This window comes from Kribbella sp. NPDC031520 (genome assembly GCF_055580825.1).
Genome location: NZ_JBVIKS010000005.1, coordinates 487,559 through 507,639, shown reverse-complemented (window position 1 = coordinate 507,639; position 20,081 = coordinate 487,559). Strand labels below are relative to the sequence as shown.

Sequence of the window (20,081 nt, the reverse complement as noted above, 5' to 3'; positions counted from 1 at the left end):
CCTCCTTTCGGATGAACTTTGTCCAGCGGGTGTGACCGAACTCATAAGCGCCGCGGTAACCCAAATCGGCGATCCCGTAGTCTCTATAACCATGCGCAGCAGGGAGAAGGGTGACCGGGGAGTCGTCCAATCTGTGGTTCTGTTTCTCGGGGTGAGCGTGCTGTCGGGGGCGTTGGCTGCCGGTCTCGCCATCCCGTTCGCCGGCCTCGCCGGTTTCACCACGGAGAAGACCTCCACGACGCTGCAGGACCTGCCGCAGCAGTTCGACGAAGTACCGCTGAAGCAGAAGAGCACGATCCTGGCCGCGGACGGTTCGGTGATCGCGACGCTGGCGGAGCAGAACCGGGTGCCGGTGAAGCTGAAGGACGTCGCGCCGATCATGCAGAAGGCGATCGTCGCGATCGAGGACGACCGGTTCTACGAGCACGGCGCGCTCGACCTCAAGGGCACGCTGCGCGCACTGGTACAGAACCAGTCGTCGGGCGGCATCCAGCAGGGCGGTTCGAGCATCACCCAGCAGATGGTGAAGATCAGCCTGGTCGAGAAGGCGAAGACGCCGGCCGAGGTCGCCGCCGCGACCGCCGACAACTACCAGCGCAAGGTCGCCGAGCTGCGGTACGCGATCGCCGTCGAGAAGCAGTACTCGAAGAACGAGATCCTCGAGAAGTACCTCAACCTGGCGAACTTCGGCGACGGCGCCTGGGGCATCCAGGCCGCCGCGCAGCACTACTTCTCGGTGAACGCGAAGGACCTGACGCTCCCGCAGGCCGCGATGCTGGCCGGCCTGGTGAAGAACCCGACCGGCTACGACCCGACGAACAACGCCAACCGCGCCAAGGAGCGCCGCGACGTGGTCATCCGCCGGATGCTCCAGCTCAACGTCATCTCGGTCGCCCAGGCCAACTCGGCCCTCAAAACCCCGGTCATCGACCCCAACAAGGTCCGCCCCAACAAACTCGGCTGCGGGAACGGTCCGTACCCCTTCTACTGCGAGTACGTCCTCGGCGAGCTCGAGAACAACTCGGCGTTCGGGAAGACGAAGACCGACCGTGTCAACTACCTGAAGACCGCCGGCCTGACCATCAGGACGTCGCTCGACCCCAAGATCCAGGCGGACGCGCAGCGCTCGATCGACACCCACTCGAAGCCGACCGACCAGGCGATCGCGGCGATCACGATCGTCGAGCCCGGCACGGGTCTGGTGAAGGCCATGGCCCAGAGCCGCAAGTACGGCAGCAAACGCGGCCAGACTGCGTACAACTACAACGCGCCGAAGACCTACCCCGGCGGCTACGGCGGCTGGCAGAACGGCTCGACCATGAAGGCCTTCACAATCGCAGCGGCGATCCAGAAGGGCATCCCGCTCACGTACAAAATCAACTCGCCGAGCCCCGTCCACCTGGGCGGACTGACGTACAGCACCTGCAACGGCCCGTACAAGATCATGGGCAACTACGACCCGCAGAACTCGACCAAGAACGTCCCGGATCCGACCATGATCCAGGCGGCGCAGAAGTCGACCAACACCTACTTCCTGCAGCTCTCGCAGCGCACCGGCCTGTGCCCGATCGCGAAGATCGCGGCCTCTCTGGGGATGTACAACGCCCAGGACCTCGGCCCGCTCCAGCAGGTGCCGTCGATGACGCTGGGCATCGACAACATCTCACCGGTGCAGCTGGCCGGCGCGTACGCCGCCTTCGCCGCACGCGGCATGTACTGCGCGCCGTGGGTGGTTACCTCGGTCAAGGACTCGGCCGGCAAGCCGGTCAACATCCCCGGCGCGAACTGCAAGCAGGCGCTGACGCAGGAAGTCGCCGATGGCGTGAACGCGGTCCTGCACCAAGTGATGGAAACGGGCGGCACGGGCCAGCACTTGAAGTTCGGCAACAGCGACCTGGCGGGCAAGACCGGAACCATCAACGATGCCAAGGCTGTCTGGTACGCAGGCTACTCGACCAAGCTCGCTGCGGCCGCAACGGTGGCTGACGCGTCGCTTCCGTACACGCGGTTGCAGGGCCAGACGCTCAACGGCAATCACATCGACGACCCGACCGGTTCCGGCACCGCCGGTCCGATCTGGGAAGCGGCGATGAAGGCCGCCCTGCAGGGCTACCCGACCACGCACTTCGTGGCGCCGTCGGACAAGACGGTCCGTGGTGACGTGAAGGATCTGCCGTTCGTCAACGGCATGAACCCCGACGACGCGGCGAACAAGCTGAAGCAGATGGGGTTCCAGGTGGCGATTGCTTCCGGGACGGTGAACTCCGAGGAGACCGCCGGGACCGTCGCGTACACCGACCCGCGGCAGCGGGACGGCGCACCCGAAGGCTCGCTGGTAACGATCTACATCTCCAACGGCAGCAAGAAGAACCAGCCGACCACGACGAACACCCCGAAGCCGCCGCCCACCACGGTGACCATCAACCCGAACTGTCCGCCCTGGAACCCGAAGTACCCGAACTGTGGTGGTGGCCGCGGCCACGGTTAACAGCGAAGGGCCTCGTCCGATCCGGACGAGGCCCTTCGCTGTTGGATCAGGCGCCGAGTTGGCGCTTCACTTCGGCGGAGACGACGGCGCCGTCGGCCTTGCCTTTGACCTTGGGCTGGAGGGCGCCCATGACCTTGCCGATGCCGCGGGGGCCGAGTTCGGCGGCGCCGGTGGCGGCGATCGCCTCGGTGACCAGGGCCTTGATCTCGTCCTCGGTCAGCTGCTCGGGGAGGTACTCGGCGAGGATGTCCGCCTCGGCCTGTTCCTTGTCGGCGAGCTCGGCGCGGCCGGCGTCGCGGTAGGCGACCACGGACTCGCGGCGCTTCTTGGCCTCGGAGCTCAGTACGTCGACGATCTCGGTGTCGCTGAGCTCACGGGCCTCCTTGCCGGCCACCTCCGCCTTGGTGATCGCGGTGAGCGCCATCCGCAGGGTCGACTTGCGGATCTCGTCGCGCGCCTTGAGGGCGGCGGTCATGTCGTCGTGCAGGCGCTGCTTCATTCCGGAGTTGGACATGACCATGATTGTGGCAGGCTGGTGGAATGAGTATCGCGAGGACCGCCCTGAAGACCGCAGCGGCGGTCACGGCTGTCGGCGCCGCCTGTGTCGCGTACGCGGCCGGCATCGAGGTGCGCTGGTTCACCCTACGCCGGCTCACCGTACCGGTGCTGCCGGAGGGCACGGCACCGCTCCGGGTGCTGCACCTGTCCGACCTGCATCTGATGCCCACCCAGGAGCGGAAGATCCGCTGGGTCAACGATCTCGCGGCGCTCGAGCCCGATCTGGTCGTCACCACCGGCGACAACCTCTCGCACGAGGACTCGGTTCCCCCGCTGCTCCGCGCGTACGGCGAGCTCCTCGATATGCCCGGCGTGTTCGTGTTCGGCTCCAACGACTACTGGAAGCCGCACTTCAAGAACCCGGGGAAGTACCTGCTGCCCGCGAACAAGCAGCGGCACAAGCCGCACGGCCCCGATCTCCCGTACGAGGAGATGCGCCGCGCGTTCACCGGCGCCGGCTGGACGGACCTGAACAACGCGAAGGCCACCCTCAAGGTGAACGGCCTGCGGCTGGACTTCGCCGGCACGGACGACCCGCACATCAAGCGCGACCGGTACGACGAGATCGCCGGCGAGATCGACCCGTCCGCGGACCTGTCGATCGGCGTCACACACGCGCCGTACCAGCGGGTGCTGAACGGCTTCGTCGGCGACGGGTATCCGCTCGTACTCGCGGGCCACACGCACGGCGGTCAGCTGGCTGTCCCGTTCTACGGCGCCCTCGTGACGAACTGCGACCTCGACACGTCCCGCGTGAAGGGCCTGTCGACGTGGGGCCACGAGGGTCGCCAGGCCGCTCTGCACGTCTCGGCCGGCCTCGGTACGTCGCCGTACGCACCGGTCCGCTTCGCCTGCCGGCCGGAGGCGACGCTGCTCACCCTCGTCCCACGGATTAACCCGATTTCGTCCGGACGCTGAGCCCATGTAAGCTACTCGCGACTTCGGGCTGTGGCGCAGCTTGGTAGCGCGCTTCGTTCGGGACGAAGAGGTCGCAGGTTCAAATCCTGTCAGCCCGACCACCATTGAGGGTCAGTCACTGCGGTGACTGACCCTCGATGCGTTTCGGACTGGTTCGGAGGTGCGGGTGGTGAGCGGGGCCGACCACTACGAGGTGCTGAACGTCGAACGTACGGCGAGCGCCGCGGAGATCAAGTCGGCGTACCGCAAGCTCGCCCTCCAGGTGCACCCGGACCAGGGCGGAAACGCGGCGCTCTTCCGGCTCGTACAGGAGGCCTGGAACACACTGTCGGATCCGGCGAAGCGGGCCGCGTACGACCGTTCCCTCGACCGCTCCTCCAACCGCTCCGCCCCGCCGCCGCCAGAGCCACAGCCTGAGCCGCAGCCTGAACCCCAGTGGACGTGGTCGACCGATCAGCCGTGGTCCAACGACCGCTCAGAGCCAGAAGAACCGGTACTGACAGGCCCTGTCGGCCCGGTCCTGATCTACCCGACGTTCGGCCACTGGCGGATCCCCGGACTCGTCGCCCTTCTCGCGTACACCGGCCTCGTCGTCACGATCCTCGCCACCAGCAGCTACCACGGCTTCTGGGACTACGCATTCGGCGTCGCGACCGCGGCGATGCTCGTGGTCGCCCTCCCGCCGTACTGGAGCCGCCGGATCCCGCTGCACCGCCTGTTCAAGGTCATCGGCGTCCTGACCGCCGCCGGCTACCTGGTCACGCTGTTCGTGGACTCCGACATGAACGGACCGGGCCGGGCGCTCGTCATCTCGCTGGCCGCAGGTCTGGTCGTCGTTCGGATCCTCACCGGCCTGTGGTCGAAGAACCACGCGTTGGACGTGGCGATCGACCGGGACGCCTCGTTCGAGTTCAACCTCTGGGGGCGTCCGGGCGAGCCACTCGTCAGCGATGCGCTGTCCGCGCCGATCTCGCCGTACGACGTCCTGCTCCAGCGGCGTACGGCGAACCTGCTCGACCCGGTGCTCAACGCACTGCCCGCGGCGAAACTCGTCCACGGGGCGCAACTCGGAGGGATGGTCGTCGACCACCTGCTGCTGAACGGTCACCGGGCCGCACTGATCCTCTCGCAGGTCGGCCCGCCCGGGACGTACGCCGTGGACCCGTACGGCGGGCTCCAGCTGAACGGTCACCCCGTCGACAGCGCGGCGCCCGCGCTCGAAGGTGCCGTCGAGGCCTGGCGCGGACGGCTGCGGCCGGTCGACGTGCGCGGATTCCTGATCGTCCACCCGGAGCCGTCCGGCCGGATCTCGGCGCCGACCCGCCCCGGCGCAGCCGTGACGTGCCTCTCGGCGCAGTACGCCGCCCGGGAGCTGACCGCGTGGCTCGAGCCGGAGGGCGGCAAGGTCGACCGCAAGGTGCTGTACGACATCCTGAGGCGCGCGCCGTACGGCATAAGGTGAACGTGTGCAGCGGGTTGATCTCGGTGAGGTGGGGTACGACGTCGCGGCGAAGGACATGCGCGGCTGGGTGGAGGAGCGGATCGAAGGGAAGGCCGAGGACCGGCTGTTCCTGCTGAGTCACCCGCCCGTCATCACGTACGGCCCACGTACGGTCCTCGACGACCTGCCGGTGGAGGCGGCCGGGATCTCTACGGTGGCGGTCGACCGTGGCGGTTTCGCGACGTACCACGGCCCCGGCCAGCTGGTCGGGTACCTCGTCATCGACCTGCACGAGCGTGGCCCGGTCGACATCGTGCGCTGGGTCGAGAACGGCCTGATCGACGCGCTCGGCTCACTCGGCTTCCCGTTGGTCCGGCGGGACACCCCGAAGGGCGCGAGCAGCCTGGTCGGGGTGTGGACCGAGGACGGCCGGAAGCTGTGCTCGATCGGCATGCGGATCCGGCGCGGCGTGACCAGCCACGGCTTCTCGGTGAACGTCGCCCCGGACATGACCGTGTTTCACACGTTCACGAGCTGCGGCCTGCACGACATGACCATGGTCTCCCTCGCCGAACTCGCCGCCGAGCAGGGCAAGGCCGCGCCGACCGAAACCGACGTACGCGATGCCATCGCTAACTCTTTGGGAGCCCGGTAGCCTGCGGCAATGAGCCAGGAGGACGACGGCGACCGAATGCCGGACGATCTGGAAGCTGTGCTGGAGGCCGCCGACGACGAGGCGGAGGAGGCCCGCCGGCCGGGGCGGTACGACGCCCCACCGTTGCCGCCGGCCCTGATTCTGGCCGTGGTCGGGCTGCTCTGCGGGTTCGCCACGATTGCCGGGATCTGGCTGAGCGAACGCGGCTGCGAGCGGTTCCGCGACACCACGAACTGCGGTGCGCTCGGGCTGCCGCTGCTGGTGCTGATCGTGGCGGTCACGATGATCCTCGGCGGGCTCGCGCTGAGCCGGCTCGCGATGCCGCATCCACAGCTGGTCCCGTTCCTCGGTGTCGCCTTCATGGTCGCGCTGGTGGTCGCGTTCCTGACCGGCCACCTCGACTCGCCGTGGATCCTGGCCGTCGTACCGGCGCTGACCGCCGTCACCTTCCTGCTCGCCAATCTCGTCGCCCGACTGCTGGAGCGTGCCGATGCCTGACCTGCCCGTCTACGAGTGCCCGCGGACCGCGACCACCCCGAACCTCGACGGCACCCTGACCGACCCGGCCTGGGAGTCCGCGCCGTGGACCACCGACTTCGTCCCGATCCACGACGGCCCGGCGCCGCGGTTCCGGACCCGGGCCAAGCTGATGTACGACGACCGGTACCTGTACGTCGGTGGTGAGCTCGAGGAGCCGCACGTCTGGTCGACGATGACCGAGCACAACAGCCGGCTGTACAACGAGAACAACTTCGAGCTGTTCCTCGACCCGGACGGCGACGGGCTGAACTACTACGAGTTCGAGATCAACGCGCTCGGCACGATCTGGGAGCTGACGATGCCGAAGCCGTACGTCGACGGCGGCGTCCCGATCGACCCGACGAACCTGCCCGGGCTGCGGACCGCGATCCACGTCGACGGCACGCTCAACGACCCGTCGGACACCGACACCGGCTGGACGGTCGAGCTCGCCGTACCGTGGGCCGACCTGGCGCCGTACAACGCCGGTCACGCCACCGCGCCGAACCCGGGCGACGAGTGGCGGATGAACCTGATGCGCTGCGAGTGGCCGCACGAGGTGGTCGACGGCGCGTACGTCAAGGGCGAGGAGAGCGAGTTCTGGGTCTGGTCACCGCAAGGCATCGAGGACATGCACAGGCCGGCTACTTGGGGCGTGCTCCGTTTCTGACCCCGTGACACGGCGTTAACACGACCGGGAGACAATGAGGTACGTGAACTTGGGGGGCTCCGGCGAACCACACGGTCTGGAGGCGGACCAGGTCGTCAGCGCGATCGAGCGCGCGTGTGAGAGCGACCTGCGAACCGCCCTGCGGCTCGTTGCGCGCTACTCCGCGTACTGGTGGTCGAACGGGCTCCAGGACGAGGCTGCGGCAGCGGCCGAGCGGGTGCTCAGCATGCTCGGCCGGACGGTCCCGGTCGGCCTCGACGAGGAGTACCTGCTCGCCGTCATCCACGGCGCCGCGTCCGCTGAGCAGGAGCAGATCGAGCTGGCCCAGCACATCGTTCTGACGACCACGGGTCCGTTCCGGTACTCCGTGACCGTCCTGCTGTGGTCAGTCGTCTTCGGGCCTTTCGAGCCGGCCACGGTCGTCGAAGAGGTGCTCGTACGGAACGAGAGCGGTGACGCGTGGACACGGGCAGCTGTAGAGCTCTGCCGGGGCTACCCGGGTCTGACCGTGCCGTCAGCCCCCGGTGAGGCCGCACAGTCGTTGCGTACGGCGCTGGGCCGCTTCCGGATGCTGGAGGACCGCTGGGGCATGTTCCTGGCCCTCAGCGGGCTCCGGCAGGTCGTTGACGAGCCTCTGGACCTGACGACCGAGGCCCTGGAGCTGGCTGAGCAGCTGTGCCTTGCTGAGGAGACCGCACTGCTGCTGTGTGAGCGCGCTGACCTCTACCGGAGGCTCGGCAAGCTGGAGGACGCCCACGAGGACTACAGCCGGGCTCTGTCGATCGGAGAGAGCGCAGACCTGCCGGAGACGGTAGCGGCGGCCCGGATCGGCCTGGGGCGTGCTGCGCGCGGGTCAGGCAACCTCCCGGCGGCGCGGGCGCACCTGGCCGCCGTACTGACGATCCCTGAACTGGACGACGCGCACTTCGAGGCCCTGCACGAACTGGCCGCCCTGAACGCGTCCGAGGCGTCGGCGTAGGACCCCAGCACATAGCGGGGTGGTACACCGCTCCACCCTGTGGTGCCGCCCACATCGCGAGACGGCGTACGGCTGGTTAGAGTCGGGAACGAATCCGGCACCGACTGCAACGGAGCAGCTGATGGACAAGACGTACGGGTCGCCGCAGGAAGCGGTGGCGGACATCGGCGACGGGGCCAGCCTCGCCGTCGGCGGTTTCGGGTTGTGCGGCAACCCGATGCAGCTGATCACCGCGCTGCACGACAAGGGGGTGTCCGGGCTCAGCGTCGTGTCGAACAACTGCGGCGTCGACGACTGGGGGCTCGGCATCCTGCTGGCCGACAAGCGGATCGCCAAGATGACCTCGTCGTACGTCGGGGAGAACAAGGAGTTCGCCCGGCAGTTCCTGTCCGGCGAGCTGGAGGTCGAGCTGACCCCGCAGGGCACGCTGGCGGAGAAGCTCCGCGCGGGCGGCTGCGGGATCGCGGCGTTCTACACGCTGGCCGGCGTCGGTACGCAGGTCGCCGAGGGCGGGCTGCCGCAGAGGTACAACTCCGACGGGACGGTCGCGAAGGCGTCCGAGGCCAAGGAGACCCGGGAGATCAACGGCACGACGTACGTGCTGGAAGAGTCGATCACCACGGACTTCGGGCTGGTGCACGCGCTCAAGGGCGACACCCACGGCAACCTGGTGTTCGACCGGAGCGCCCGGAACTTCAACCCGCTGGCGGCGATGGCCGGCCGGGTGACGATCGCCCAGGTCGAGGAGCTGGTCCAGCCTGGTGAGCTGGACCCGGACTCGATCCACCTACCGGGCGTGTTCGTCCAGCGTGTCGTTGTCGTCGGCAAGGACATCGAGAAGCGGATCGAGAAGCGTACGGTGCAGCCGCGCGAGGCCTACGAGGCCCAGCGCGAGAAGATGGAGGCCTGAGATGCCCCTCACCCGTGAGCAGATGGCTGCCCGCGCCGCCGCCGAGCTCGAGGACGGCTCGTACGTGAACCTGGGCATCGGCCTGCCGACCCTGGTCCCGAACTACATCCCGGACGGCGTCACCGTGGTCCTGCAGAGCGAGAACGGGATCCTCGGCGTCGGACCGTACCCGGTCGAGGGCGACGAGGACCCGGACCTGATCAACGCCGGCAAGGAGACCGTCACAACGTTGCCCGGGGCATCTTTCTTCGACTCGTCGCTGTCCTTCGGGATGATCCGCGGCGGTGCGATCGACGCCGCGATCCTGGGCGCGATGCAGGTGTCCGCGACCGGCGACCTGTCGAACTGGATGATCCCCGGCAAGATGGTCAAGGGGATGGGCGGCGCGATGGACCTGGTGCACGGCGCCAAGAAGGTGATCGTACTGATGGAGCACGTCGCGAAGGACGGCTCGCACAAGATCCTCACCGAGTGCGACCTGCCCTACACCGGTCGCGGCGTGGTCAACCGGATCATCACCGACCTCGCCGTCCTCGACGTCACCCCCGACGGCCTGCGACTGGTCGAGCTCGCGGACGGCGTCACCTTCGACGAACTGCAGTCGAAGACCGGAGCGCCGATCAAGCAGTAGTCACCATCGCCCCGGGCCGGAAGTCATCAGATCTGGGGACGTGCCGACCCACCGGGTGCGGCGACGCTCGAACTCGACCGAGTTCGAGGAGGCCGCACACCATGGTGAACCACATCGGGTCCGAACCGCACACTCGTCCGGCGGCGGGTATCTGCTCGCCGCCGGTGCTGACCGACGGGCCGTACGCCGAGAGCAAGGAGTACTGCCTCAGCTCGCCCGGCTACGGACGCCGGCAGCCGGTCGACGGGATGCGGACGCCGGCGCAGGTGCTGGCCGAGGAACGCCGGCACGCACGCGCCAGGGGCACGCAGTACCTTGCCCGCCCTCGGCGGTTGGTCATCGACTGACTGTGCACGAGTGTGGACTGTCCGTCAGCTGGCGAAAGACACCTGTGATCCTTGGCGAAAGTCGGGTATGACGGGACCCGTGGAGTTGGACGTGGTGGTGGTCGGCGGAGTAGGCATCGACACGATCGTGCGGGTGCCGAGCCTGCCGTTGGAGGATGTGGACACGGTTCCGGTGCGGCCGATCGAGACGTACCTGGCGCACACCGGGCACGGGGTCGCGCTCGGCTGCCACCTGCTCGGGCTGAACGCCGCGCTGGTGGACGTGATCGGCGACGACCCGGAGGGCGCGCGGATCCGCCGGGCGTACGACGAACTCGGCATCCCGCTGCGCGTCGTCCTGCACCCGAGCGGCACCCGCAGATCGGTCAACCTGGTCGCCCCGGACGGCCGGCGGCTCTCGATGTACGACGGCCGGCACCCGGACGGACTCCGGGTCGACCCGAACCTGTGGCGCCCGTTCGTCCGCCGCGCCGAACACGTGCACGTCTCGATCATGGACTTCGCCCGGGACGCCCTCGGCGACGCGATCGCCGCGGATCGTTCGATCTCCACCGACCTGCACGACTGGGACGGCCGCAACGACCACCACAAGGACTTCGCCACCGCGTCGGACATCGTCTTCGTCTCGAAGGCCGCGCTCCCGGACGACGGCGTCGAGTGGATCCTCGCCAACGGCCGCGCCGACGTCGTGGTCGCGATGGCGGGCGCCGACGGCAGCTACCTGCACGTCCGCGGCGAGAAGGTGCAGCACTTCCCCGCCGTCGACCTCCCCGACCGCCCGATCGTCGACACGAACGGCGCCGGCGACGCGTACGTAGCCGCCTTCCTGGCCCGCTACCTGGACGGCGCCCCCTGGCCAGAAGCCGCCCGAGCCGCCACCATAGCCGCCTCCTGGGCCTGCACCACCCCCGGCACCCACACCAACCTGATCACCGCCGAGTCCCTCGCCCTCCTCACCCGCCAGCTGCCCTGACCCGCCGTCGAGTCGTGGATATCGGTCGAGAAATCCGACCGGATCTCACGAGTCGGCGTGGGGGTGGAGAGCCGAACGCCACGACTCGGCGCTCGTGGGGTCAGGCGCGGGTCATTGGGGGGTGGAGGGTGGTGGCGGTGCCGCGGTGGAAGAGTTGGGCGGGGCGGCCGCCGTCTCGGGTTGTGCTGGTGCCTACCGGGGCGACGAAGTCGGGGGTTTTGGTGACCTTGCGGTGGAAGTTGCGGGGGTCGAGCGGAGTTCCCCAGACGGCCTCGTAGACGCCGCGGAGTTCGGAGATGGTGAACTCAGGGGGGCAGAACGCGGTTGCCAGGGGTGAGTACTCCAGCTTCGCGCGGGCCCGTTCCACCCCGTCGGCGAGGATCCGGTGGTGGTCGAACGCCAGACCTTCCTCATCGAGTATGTCGCTGACAGCTACCCAGCTCGCGGATGCGGCGTCGGAGCCTGCGACCGGGGACGGTAGGTCGGGGACCAGGGCCAGGTACGCCACGCTGACGACCCGGCCGCGCGGGTCGCGGTCGGGGGCGCCGTACGTCGCGATCTGTTCGAGGTGGATGCGCTCCGCGGCCAGGCCGGTCTCCTCCGAGAGTTCGCGGCGGGCCGTCGCCTCCAGGTCCTCGTCGGGCCGGACGAATCCGCCGGGCAGCGCCCACTGACCCTGGTACGGCGGGATGCCGCGGCGGATCAGCAACACCTGCAGGCGTCCGTCGCGGACGGTCAGGATGACCAGGTCGGCGGCCAGTCCGAGCGGCACGAAGTCCATGCGACACATCCTAATCGTCACCTTGACGAGAAGTCACCTCGACCCTTATCGTCAAGATGACGACAAGGAGAGCAAGAGATGGCAGACATCACCCGGTTCCGCTTCATCAGTCACCTGCGGGCCAACCCGACCACCCACGTGCGGCACCTGCGCAACGGCAAGGTCGCGCACGACGGCACCGCCCAGGCGTTCTGGTTCCGGGCGCTGAACTCGTCGCTGAGCGAGATCCCGGTCGACGACCGCGAGCAGCCGCTGCTGTTCCACGGACGGACGCAGGACTTCCAGGACGTCGTCGTCCAGGCGACCGTGACGTACCGCGTGACCGACCCGGCGCTGGCGTCGAGCCGGCTCGACTTCGGTATCGACCCGGACACCGGGCAGTGGCGGTCCACCCCGCTCGAGCAGCTCGGCGGTCTGCTGACCGAGCTCGCCCAGCAGACCGCGCTCGACCTGCTCGCCCGGATGACGCTGACCGAGGCCCTGTCCGAGGGCATGACTGCGCTGCGTACGACGGTCGGCACCGGGCTGCGCGAGGACCAGCGGCTGACCGGGCTCGGGATCGGCGTCGAGGACGTCCGCGTGGTCGCCGTACGCGCGGAGCGGGACGTGGAGAAGGCGCTCCAGACACCGACCCGCGAGATGGTGCAGCAGGCCGCGGACAAGGCGACGTACGAACGGCGTGCAATGGCGGTCGAGCGGGAACGGTCGATCGCGGAGAACGAACTGCAGAACCAGATCGAGCTCGCCCGCCGCGAGGAGCAGCTGGTCAACCAGCGCGGACAGAACGAACGCACCCGCGCGACCGAAGCCGCGGCGGCCGGTCAGATCGAGACACAGGCCGCGGCCGGCCGGCAGCGCGCGATGGCCGAGGCCGAAGCAGACGCGAAGCGCGTGATCGGCGCCGCGGAGGCAGCGGCCGAGAAGGCGCTGCTGGACGCGTACACCGAACTCGACCAAGGCACGATCCTCGCGCTGGCGATCAAGCAGGGCGCCCTCCCGGAGATCGGCACGCTCAACCTGACCCCGGACCTGATCACCCCACTGCTCACCAGGCTGGCCGATCAGCGATGAGCCTTCCTCCGAGGGCGGTGATCGTGCACCGGGCGACCGAGCTCACCGAGCTGATCGCCCGGCACGGGACGCGGCAGCAGGCGGGATTCTTTCTCGCCGGGCGAGGGCGCGACCTGGCTGAGCTGGACGCCCGGCATCAGGCGCAACAGGACGCCTTGGCGACGGTGTCGGCCGCGATCCCGCTGGACTGGCGGCGCGCGGTTGCCGAGCGCAACGACCTCGACCGGTTCGGATTCGGACCGGAGGACGTGGTGATCGCGGTCGGCCAGGACGGCCTGGTCGCGAACGTGGCGAAGTACCTCGACGGCCAGCCGGTGATCGGGATCAACCCGGAGCCGTCGCGCAATCCCGGCGTACTCGTCCCGCACGAACCGGCCGCGATCACAGACCTCTTGAAAACAAAGCAGATCGCCGAACGCACGATGGTTGCTGCGAGCACCGATGACGACCAGCAGCTGCTCGCGTTGAACGAGGCGTACGTCGGCCACCGCACCCACCAGTCCGCGCGCTACCGGCTCGCCTCACCGGACAGCCAACCCGAGCGGCAATCGTCGTCCGGGATCCTGGTCGGTACGGGTACCGGCGCCACCGGGTGGTGCCGGTCCGCGTGGCAGGAACGGCGCAGTCCGTTGGCGCTACCAACACCAACGGACCCGGTCCTGTGCTGGTTCGTCCGCGAGGCCTGGCCGTCGCCTGCCACCGGTACCGACCACACCGAAGGGTTGCTCAAGGCACCGGACTCCCTGTCGATCACGGCCGAGTCGGACCTGGTCGTGTTCGGCGACGGGATGGAGTCCGACACCTTGAGCATCAGCTGGGGTCAACGCGTCGAGGTCGCCGTCGCAGCCGTCAAGCTGCACCTGGTGCTCTGAATCGTGGCGTGGCGGGCGACCTCGTGTTACTGAGCACCCCGTCGGGGTCTGGGAACAAGCTATTGCATGTCCCCAGACCCCGTCGCAGGTCTCCAGATCACTCGCCAGACCGAGGCGGTCCCGGGGTGGTTAGGCCGGCCGCGGGTTTCAGTCGCCGTTGGCGGTGTCGTAGATGGGGACGGTTGTCCAGCGGAAGGAGACGGGGTCATCGAGGGTTGCGGGGACCTCGCCTCGGTACTGGATGACTGTCGACAGACCATTCGCGTGGCCGACGGCGTACAGGTAGGACTTCTTGGTGTCCTTGTCGACGGCGAGCAGCAGGTTGCCGTAGTTGCCGCAGCCCATCGCGGACAGGGTCTCGAAGCCCTGCCAGGTGCGGGTGCGGACCTGCTTCACGATCGGCTTCATCGGGGACGCCGACGGGATGCGGATCGTGTACAGCGCCCCGCCCCGCGTGTTCGCGAGGAAGGTGTCGTACGTCGGCGTCTTGGCGATCAGGGTCATCGTCTTGACGGCCGAGAAGCCCTTGTACGACCCGGTGGACTGCCACCCCTTCGACCCCATGTTCCAGCGGAACAGGACGCCGTCGTTGCGCAGCGCGTACGACGTCGACCGGTTGGACTTGCCGTCCAGCGTCTCGTACTCCGAGGTCTCCAGGAACGTGAAGCTGCCCCAGCCGCCGCCGACGCGGGAGAGGAAGCGGTTGTCGATCGTCCCGTCGTCGTACACCTGGTAGTAGCTGTAATAGAGCGCGTCGCCGATCACGACGTACCCGTAACGGTCGGTGCCGGAGATGTCCGGCTCGATCGCCTGGCGGGCGCTCAGCCGGATCTGCCCGGGCTTGTACACCCCGGCGGTGGTCCAGTTGTCCGGCACCTGCGGCGGTGTCGTCGCGGTCGGGTCGGCGAAGTGGTGGCCGCCGGTCGCGGTCACCCCGCCCTGCCAGACGAAGCAGGCCGCGGCCTGTGCGGCGGTGATCTTCTTGTTGGTGCCGGGCACGGTCGCCCCGGGCTTGGTCGGGTCCGGTTTGGCGGCCGCCTGTGCGTGTGCGGCGGCCGGTAGCAGAGCGGTCAGTGCGAGTACGGCACTTCCGGTCAGGGCAGTCAGTCGTCGGTTCATGTCATCGCCCCCTTTCAGAACCCTTGATACCGGGCGACGGCAGAAAGTTGCGGTCGTTCAGAGCTCGGCGTAAGCAGCCACCAGGGTGGCGGCGTCGTGTTCCCAGTTGAGTTCCGCGGCGGCGGTGCGGACGCCGTCGGTGTAGGTGGGGTAGTTGTCGATCACCGAGCGGACTGCGGCCGTGAGGGACACTGCGTTGCCCGGCTCGTACAAGCCGCCGAGTTTGTAACCCGTTACCACGGCGCGGAGTTCCGGGAGATCAGCGGCAACCACCGGGACGCCCGCCCGGACCGCGTGGAAGAGTTTGTTGGGGAGGGCGAGGCGGTGGTTCTCGCAGGTGTTGGTGAGTGTCACCAGCGAGATGCCGTACGTGCGGAGCGTGTCGTCGACCTCGTCGATGGAGCGTTCCGGCACGGTTTCCACCGGGCCCAGGTCCAGCCGGTAGTTCGGATCGACCGAGCCCATCAGGACAGTACGGAACGGCGCCAGCTGGCGAGCCGCCGCGACAACGGTCGGCAGGTCTCGGCCGGCGCCGATGCGGCCGGCGTACAGCAGGCCCTCGGGTTGTGAAGGCGCCGCAGGTACGTCGTCCGCGCGCGGGAACGTGTTCCGTACGACGCGCACGTCCGCCAACCCCCGGGACCGCAGCCGCGCGGCGATCCCGTCCGACACCGTGAAGACGACCCGCGCCTGGGACGCCAGCGAGACCTCGTAGCGACGGCCACGCGCCCGCCACAACGGCGTCGGACGACCCGGCAACGCCCGGTCGAACCACAGCTCGTGGCTGTCGTACACCAACTTCGCCGACCACCGAGCGGCGTACTCCGCGGCTAGCTCCAACGTGTTGAAGTCGTGCGCATGCACCACATCAACCGGCCCAGCCGCGGCCACCCGAGGAGCCGCGGCGATCCGCCACTGCTTCTCGGTACGCGACCGGTGCTCCGGCAGCAACAACCACCGCCCGAAGCGCTTGGCGAGCACCTTCGGGCCGGTATGACCGTGCCCGACGGTCAGCCCGCCGTTCCCGGCCCGCAGGCCGGAGGAGCGGGAGACGGACTCGACCGTGACGCCCGGCCCGACCTCGAAGCCGTCCGGAACGTCCCGGCCGATCACGTGCAGCGTGTGACCGGCCGCGGCGAGCGCCGTCGCCTCCCGCAGGATCCGCGAGTCCCCGGCGATCGGGGACTGCGCGATCATCAGAATCCGCACTTACTCGCTCTCGTCCTCGTACGGCAGTTCGTTGTTGAGGAACGGCAGCAGCTCCGCGACCGATTTCCGCCCGTCGTGCAGGTCGCGCACGTACGACGGTCCGGCGTCGGCGATCTTCCGGGCCGTGTCGCGCTCCGCGACCAGCCGTTCGATCACCTCCGCCAGGTTGTCCGGCGTCGCCTCGGCGATCGGCAACTCGGCCGGCAGCAGGTCCCGGACCGGGTCGGCGATGTGCCCGACGGTGACCCGCCCGGCGGCCATCGCCTCACACGCGAAGACGCCGTACGAACCGAGCAGGAACTGGTCGACCACGATGTCGGCGCTCTTCACCATCTCGGCGAGCTCCGCATGCGGCAGGCCCTGGACCCGGTTGTACTTGATCAGCCCGCGCGCATCCAGATCGGTCAGCACCGGGTCGACGTACGCCGATCCCTTCAGCGCCGAGGCCGACGGCGCGTGCAGCACCACCGGGATCTCACGCTCGAGCACCGGCTGCGTGGACGCGAAGCTCTCGACGTCGACGGCCAGCGGCAACCAGATGCCGTTGTCGACGAACTCGAGCAGGTCGGGCGTGGTCACGAAGACCGGCCCGCGGTAGCCCTCGAGGTGCTGGCGCATCAGGTTGTTCGCGGCCTGCAGGCGCTTGGTCAGCTCGTCCTCCGGGTTGCGGAACGGCGAGTACTGGTACTGCGCCCGGTGCTGCGCGGGATCCCGGATCTCGGAGCCGTGGAACACCAGCCCGTGCCGGATCCCGGCCGAGTCCAGCATCGGTACGTCGGTCGTCCACATCTGCCCGCGCTGCTGGCCGAACATCGGCCGGCCCGCTTCGAACAGCACGTGGGTGACCTCGCGCAACGCGTACGCCGTCAGCTCGAGCTGCCAGCGCAGGTCCGACCGGTACTGCCGGTACGTACCCGTCCGGTGCACGCGGAAGTCGAACGCGCCACTGCCCGTGGTCAGCGACTCCGCCTTGAGGTCCGGCACCTCGCGTTCGAGCGCGGTCGCCCACAGCCAGCCCTGGCCGGCCGTGTTCACCGGACCGACCAGCAGATGCCGCCCGGTCTTCTTGATCTTGCCGCCCGGCCGGATGACCTCGAGCTCGCGCCCGGTCAGCTCGCCGTACAGCTCGCGTAGCTTGACCTTCTGCCCGGCCCAGGACACCTCCTGCTGGTACGCCGGATCGGCGACCCGCTCGCGGTAGCTGTCCAGATCGCCGAGCACCGTACGGACCTTGGCCGCCAGACCGTGCGCGTCCGCCGCGGTGAAGACCTCGCCGATCTTGGTGCGGTCGACGAACTCCTTCATGCTCGGCATGTCGCTGACCACCACCGGCAGCCCGGCGAAGGCGTACTCGAACAGCTTGTTCGGCAGCGCCATCTCGTGGCTCGGGTAGCGCAGGATCGGGATCAGCCCGATGTCGGCGGTCCGCAGGAACGCGACCACCTCGTCCGGCTTCACCGGGTCCAGGCAGTGCAGGCGGTCCTGCACCTCCAACTGCACGGCCTGCGCCTGCAGCTCCCGGACCGCGTCGTTCGCGACACCGGGCACGCACACAACGGCCAGGTGCACGTCCGGCAGGTCTACAAGTGCCTGTACGGCGGTGTGGATGCCGCGCGCCCGCGTGACGCCGCCGCTGTAGACCATCAGCGGTACGTCGGAGGCGAGGCCGAGCTGGCTGCGAATGTCGGACACCTCGACCGACACGTCAGCAGGGTTCGGCGTGTTCATCACCACGGCCGGCTCGTGGTCGAGCTTGTGCTCGGCGCGCAGCCGGGTCGCGATCGCCGGGCTGACGGTGATCACCCGGTCCGCCTCACCGATGTACTCGGCCTCGTGGTTGGCCCAGGCCGCGATCGAACGCCGGGTGCGGGCGCCGTACTGCGAGAGTCCGGCGACGTACTCGTGCGCGTCGTACACGACCTTCAGGTCCCGGCCGCGCAGCTTCGCCCGGCCGGCCGCGCGGGTGGCGACGCCGATCACGTGCATGTCGTGCGCGTGCACCACGTCCGGCTCGAGCCGGTCGATCAGGTCGCCGAACGCGATCTCCAGGTCCAGCGCCTCCGGGTGCAGCTTGCGCCACGGCGCCGGCCAGGGCATCCGGTGCAGGACACCGTCGTACGCGCGCCAGCTGAACTTGAACGGTACGTCGGCCTTGTTGCCGACGCCCTTGCGCACCCAGGCGGCCCGCTCGGCCGCCTTCCAGCGCGCCCGGCGGAGCAGACGGGTAGCCACGCCGGCCTTGAACTTGAGCGGATTCCCCTGGCCCGCCTTGGCCCGTACGATCGCGTGCCCGGAGTCGGCCTTGAGCTCCTTCAGCTCGGCCGCGATCCGCTGGCTGCGCGCCACATAGGTCGAGCGGTACCGATAGCCCACCAGCGGCGGCCGCCAGTCGCGGCGCGCCTTCCGGCTTCGTTTCCGTTCCTCACGCAGTGCGAAGGGCACCGCCACCCGGACGATCAGCGCACCGTCGAGCATCTCCCTCGACGGGAGGCCGCTGGCCGAGACACCGAGCACAGTTACCTCTGCTCCGGTCTCGGCCAGTGCTGCGGCCTCTTTGCGGACCCGGCTGTCGTTGGTGACGTCGTTGGCGACCATCATCACGACCCGCAGGTCGGCATGTGTCACTGGCTGACCGACCTTCCGATCACGATCCGCCGAACGCCCGCCCACTTGGCCGGGTCGGTCCGGTCACGACCGTCGACGAGCACCTGCACACCCGGCAGGTCCGCCGGGCCGAGCTGCGCGTACTCCGCGTGGTCGGCCTGCAGCACCGCCGCGTCCACCGGCGTGCCCAGCGTGTACGGCGTGAAGCCGAGCCCCTGGAGCTCCTCGTCGGTGTACATCGGGTCGTGCACGAAGACCTCGGCGCCGCGCGCCTTCAGCGCCTCGACGGCCGGGAACACGCCGGAGAAAGCGGTCTCCTTCACACCACCACGGTACGACGCGCCGAGCACGACGACCTTGGCGTCCTTGAGCTCACCGAACGCGCCCTCGAGCAGACCGATGGTGTAGTCCGGCATGCCGGCATTCGCCTCGCGGGCGGCGCGCACGACGGTGGCGTCGGGGTCGGTGTACAGGTACAGCCGCGGGTACACCGGGATGCAGTGCCCGCCGACCGCGATCCCCGGCCGGTGGATGTGGCTGTACGGCTGCGAGTTCGACGCCTCGATGACGGCGTGTACGTCGATACCGTTCTGGCCGGCGAACCGGGCGAACTGGTTCGCCAGGCCGATGTTCACGTCCCGGTAGGTCGTCTCGGCCAGCTTCGCCAGCTCCGCCGCCTCGGCCGAGCCCAGGTCCCAGACGCCGTTCGCGCGGTCCAGGTCCGGACGCTCGTCGAAGTCCAGTACGGCCTCGTAGAACGCGGTGGCGCGCTTCGCGCCCTCCTCGGACAGGCCGCCGACGAGCTTCGGGTACTTGCGCAGGTCCGCGAAGACGCGGCCGGTGAGCACCCGCTCCGGGGAGAACACCAGGTGGAAGTCGGTGCCCTCGGTGAGGCCGGAGATCTCCTCGATCATCGGCTTCCACCGGTTCCGGGTGGTGCCGACCGGAAGCGTGGTCTCGTAGCTGACCAGGGTGCCCGGGGTGAGGTGCTGGGCCAGCGAACGGGTCGCGTTCTCCATCCAGCCGAACTCGGGCTGACCGGTCTGCTCGTCCACGAACAGCGGCACGACCACGACGACCGCGTCGCTGTTCGGGATCGCGTCCGCGTAGTCCGTGGTCGCCCGCAGGCGGCCGTCGGCCACAGTCTCGGCGAGCAGCTCCTGCAGGTGGGCCTCACCCGGGAACGGCTCCTGGCCGGCGTTCACCAGCTCGACGAACTTCTCGTTGATGTCGACGCCGACGACCTGATGGCCCTTGGCCGCGAACTGGACCGCCAACGGCAGTCCGATCTTGCCTAAGGCAACAACACTGACACGCACAGGAACTCCACTAGGTA

At 68.8% G+C, this 20,081-nt stretch carries 19 protein-coding genes and 1 tRNA gene; 14 read left to right on the top strand and 6 right to left on the bottom strand.

The features are described from left to right. Positions 1-133 precede the first annotated feature (133 nt). Entirely contained in the window at positions 134-2,488 is a 2,355-nt protein-coding gene (locus ACZ5BU_RS27765) for a penicillin-binding protein (protein WP_465703361.1), read from the top strand. A gap of 46 nt (positions 2,489-2,534) precedes the next feature. Here the strand turns inward: ACZ5BU_RS27765 and ACZ5BU_RS27760 are convergent, their stop codons facing one another. After that, complete coding sequence (locus tag ACZ5BU_RS27760) at positions 2,535-3,002, bottom strand: GatB/YqeY domain-containing protein (protein WP_465703360.1); 468 nt, start codon at positions 3,000-3,002, stop codon at positions 2,535-2,537. 26 nt (positions 3,003-3,028) lie between these two features. Here ACZ5BU_RS27760 and ACZ5BU_RS27755 point away from each other — a divergent pair, with 26 nt between their 5' ends. The 11 genes from ACZ5BU_RS27755 (at position 3,029) to ACZ5BU_RS27705 (ending at position 11,089) form a co-directional block, all read left to right on the top strand. After that, positions 3,029-3,964: a metallophosphoesterase gene (locus ACZ5BU_RS27755; protein ID WP_465703359.1), complete on the top strand. Its 936-nt coding sequence runs from the start codon at positions 3,029-3,031 to the stop codon at positions 3,962-3,964. 24 nt (positions 3,965-3,988) lie between these two features. Next, positions 3,989-4,065 (top strand) — tRNA-Pro (locus tag ACZ5BU_RS27750). A gap of 68 nt (positions 4,066-4,133) precedes the next feature. Beyond that, positions 4,134-5,426 carry a J domain-containing protein gene (locus tag ACZ5BU_RS27745; RefSeq protein ID WP_465703358.1) on the top strand — a complete coding sequence of 431 codons (1,293 nt, stop codon included), beginning with the start codon at positions 4,134-4,136 and terminating at the stop codon, positions 5,424-5,426. 4 nt (positions 5,427-5,430) lie between these two features. Continuing rightward, positions 5,431-6,060 carry a lipoyl(octanoyl) transferase LipB gene (gene lipB / locus ACZ5BU_RS27740; protein WP_465703357.1) on the top strand — a complete coding sequence of 210 codons (630 nt, stop codon included), beginning with the start codon at positions 5,431-5,433 and terminating at the stop codon, positions 6,058-6,060. Between the two features lie 9 nt (positions 6,061-6,069). Next, positions 6,070-6,558, top strand: a complete 489-nt coding sequence (locus ACZ5BU_RS27735; RefSeq protein WP_465703356.1) for a hypothetical protein — start codon at positions 6,070-6,072, stop codon at positions 6,556-6,558. Beyond that, positions 6,551-7,249, top strand: a complete 699-nt coding sequence (locus ACZ5BU_RS27730; RefSeq protein ID WP_465703355.1) for a carbohydrate-binding family 9-like protein — start codon at positions 6,551-6,553, stop codon at positions 7,247-7,249. Before ACZ5BU_RS27735 ends, ACZ5BU_RS27730 begins: the two co-directional genes overlap by 8 nt. Positions 7,250-7,292: 43 nt before the next feature. Further along, complete coding sequence (locus ACZ5BU_RS27725) at positions 7,293-8,228, top strand: tetratricopeptide repeat protein (RefSeq protein ID WP_465703354.1); 936 nt, start codon at positions 7,293-7,295, stop codon at positions 8,226-8,228. Positions 8,229-8,349: 121 nt separating this feature from the next. Then, positions 8,350-9,138: a CoA transferase subunit A gene (locus tag ACZ5BU_RS27720; protein WP_465703353.1), complete on the top strand. Its 789-nt coding sequence runs from the start codon at positions 8,350-8,352 to the stop codon at positions 9,136-9,138. Between the two features lies 1 nt (position 9,139). Next, positions 9,140-9,769, top strand: a complete 630-nt coding sequence (locus tag ACZ5BU_RS27715) for a CoA transferase subunit B (RefSeq protein ID WP_465703352.1) — start codon at positions 9,140-9,142, stop codon at positions 9,767-9,769. A gap of 101 nt (positions 9,770-9,870) precedes the next feature. Continuing rightward, positions 9,871-10,116, top strand: coding sequence for a hypothetical protein (locus ACZ5BU_RS27710; protein ID WP_465703351.1), 246 nt, complete (start codon positions 9,871-9,873; stop codon positions 10,114-10,116). A gap of 67 nt (positions 10,117-10,183) precedes the next feature. Further along, positions 10,184-11,089 carry a carbohydrate kinase family protein gene (locus ACZ5BU_RS27705; RefSeq protein ID WP_465703350.1) on the top strand — a complete coding sequence of 302 codons (906 nt, stop codon included), beginning with the start codon at positions 10,184-10,186 and terminating at the stop codon, positions 11,087-11,089. Positions 11,090-11,189: 100 nt separating this feature from the next. On the opposite strand, the gene ACZ5BU_RS27700 is transcribed toward ACZ5BU_RS27705, so the two are convergent. After that, positions 11,190-11,870, bottom strand: a complete 681-nt coding sequence (locus ACZ5BU_RS27700) for an NUDIX hydrolase (RefSeq protein ID WP_465703349.1) — start codon at positions 11,868-11,870, stop codon at positions 11,190-11,192. 78 nt (positions 11,871-11,948) lie between these two features. Here ACZ5BU_RS27700 and ACZ5BU_RS27695 point away from each other — a divergent pair, with 78 nt between their 5' ends. Both ACZ5BU_RS27695 and ACZ5BU_RS27690 read left to right on the top strand, forming a co-directional pair. Further along, positions 11,949-12,941, top strand: a complete 993-nt coding sequence (locus tag ACZ5BU_RS27695; protein WP_465703348.1) for an SPFH domain-containing protein — start codon at positions 11,949-11,951, stop codon at positions 12,939-12,941. Then, complete coding sequence (locus ACZ5BU_RS27690) at positions 12,938-13,813, top strand: NAD(+)/NADH kinase (RefSeq protein WP_465703347.1); 876 nt, start codon at positions 12,938-12,940, stop codon at positions 13,811-13,813. The genes ACZ5BU_RS27695 and ACZ5BU_RS27690 overlap by 4 nt, the downstream gene beginning before the upstream one ends. 147 nt (positions 13,814-13,960) lie before the next feature. On the opposite strand, the gene ACZ5BU_RS27685 is transcribed toward ACZ5BU_RS27690, so the two are convergent. Genes ACZ5BU_RS27685 through ACZ5BU_RS27670 form a run of 4 tightly spaced genes read right to left on the bottom strand, consistent with a single transcriptional unit; the run spans position 13,961 to position 20,064 of the window. After that, a complete protein-coding gene (locus ACZ5BU_RS27685) occupies positions 13,961-14,932 on the bottom strand; it encodes a hypothetical protein (RefSeq protein WP_465703346.1) in 972 nt (323 codons plus the stop codon). A 57-nt stretch (positions 14,933-14,989) separates the two neighbouring features. Continuing rightward, entirely contained in the window at positions 14,990-16,141 is a 1,152-nt protein-coding gene (locus ACZ5BU_RS27680) for a glycosyltransferase (protein WP_465703345.1), read from the bottom strand. Continuing rightward, on the bottom strand, positions 16,142-18,766 hold the full coding sequence (locus ACZ5BU_RS27675; protein WP_465703344.1) for a glycosyltransferase family 4 protein: 2,625 nt from the start codon (positions 18,764-18,766) through the stop codon (positions 16,142-16,144). Then, positions 18,763-20,064 carry a nucleotide sugar dehydrogenase gene (locus ACZ5BU_RS27670; protein WP_465703343.1) on the bottom strand — a complete coding sequence of 434 codons (1,302 nt, stop codon included), beginning with the start codon at positions 20,062-20,064 and terminating at the stop codon, positions 18,763-18,765. The genes ACZ5BU_RS27675 and ACZ5BU_RS27670 overlap by 4 nt, the downstream gene beginning before the upstream one ends. Positions 20,065-20,081: the final 17 nt, after the last annotated feature.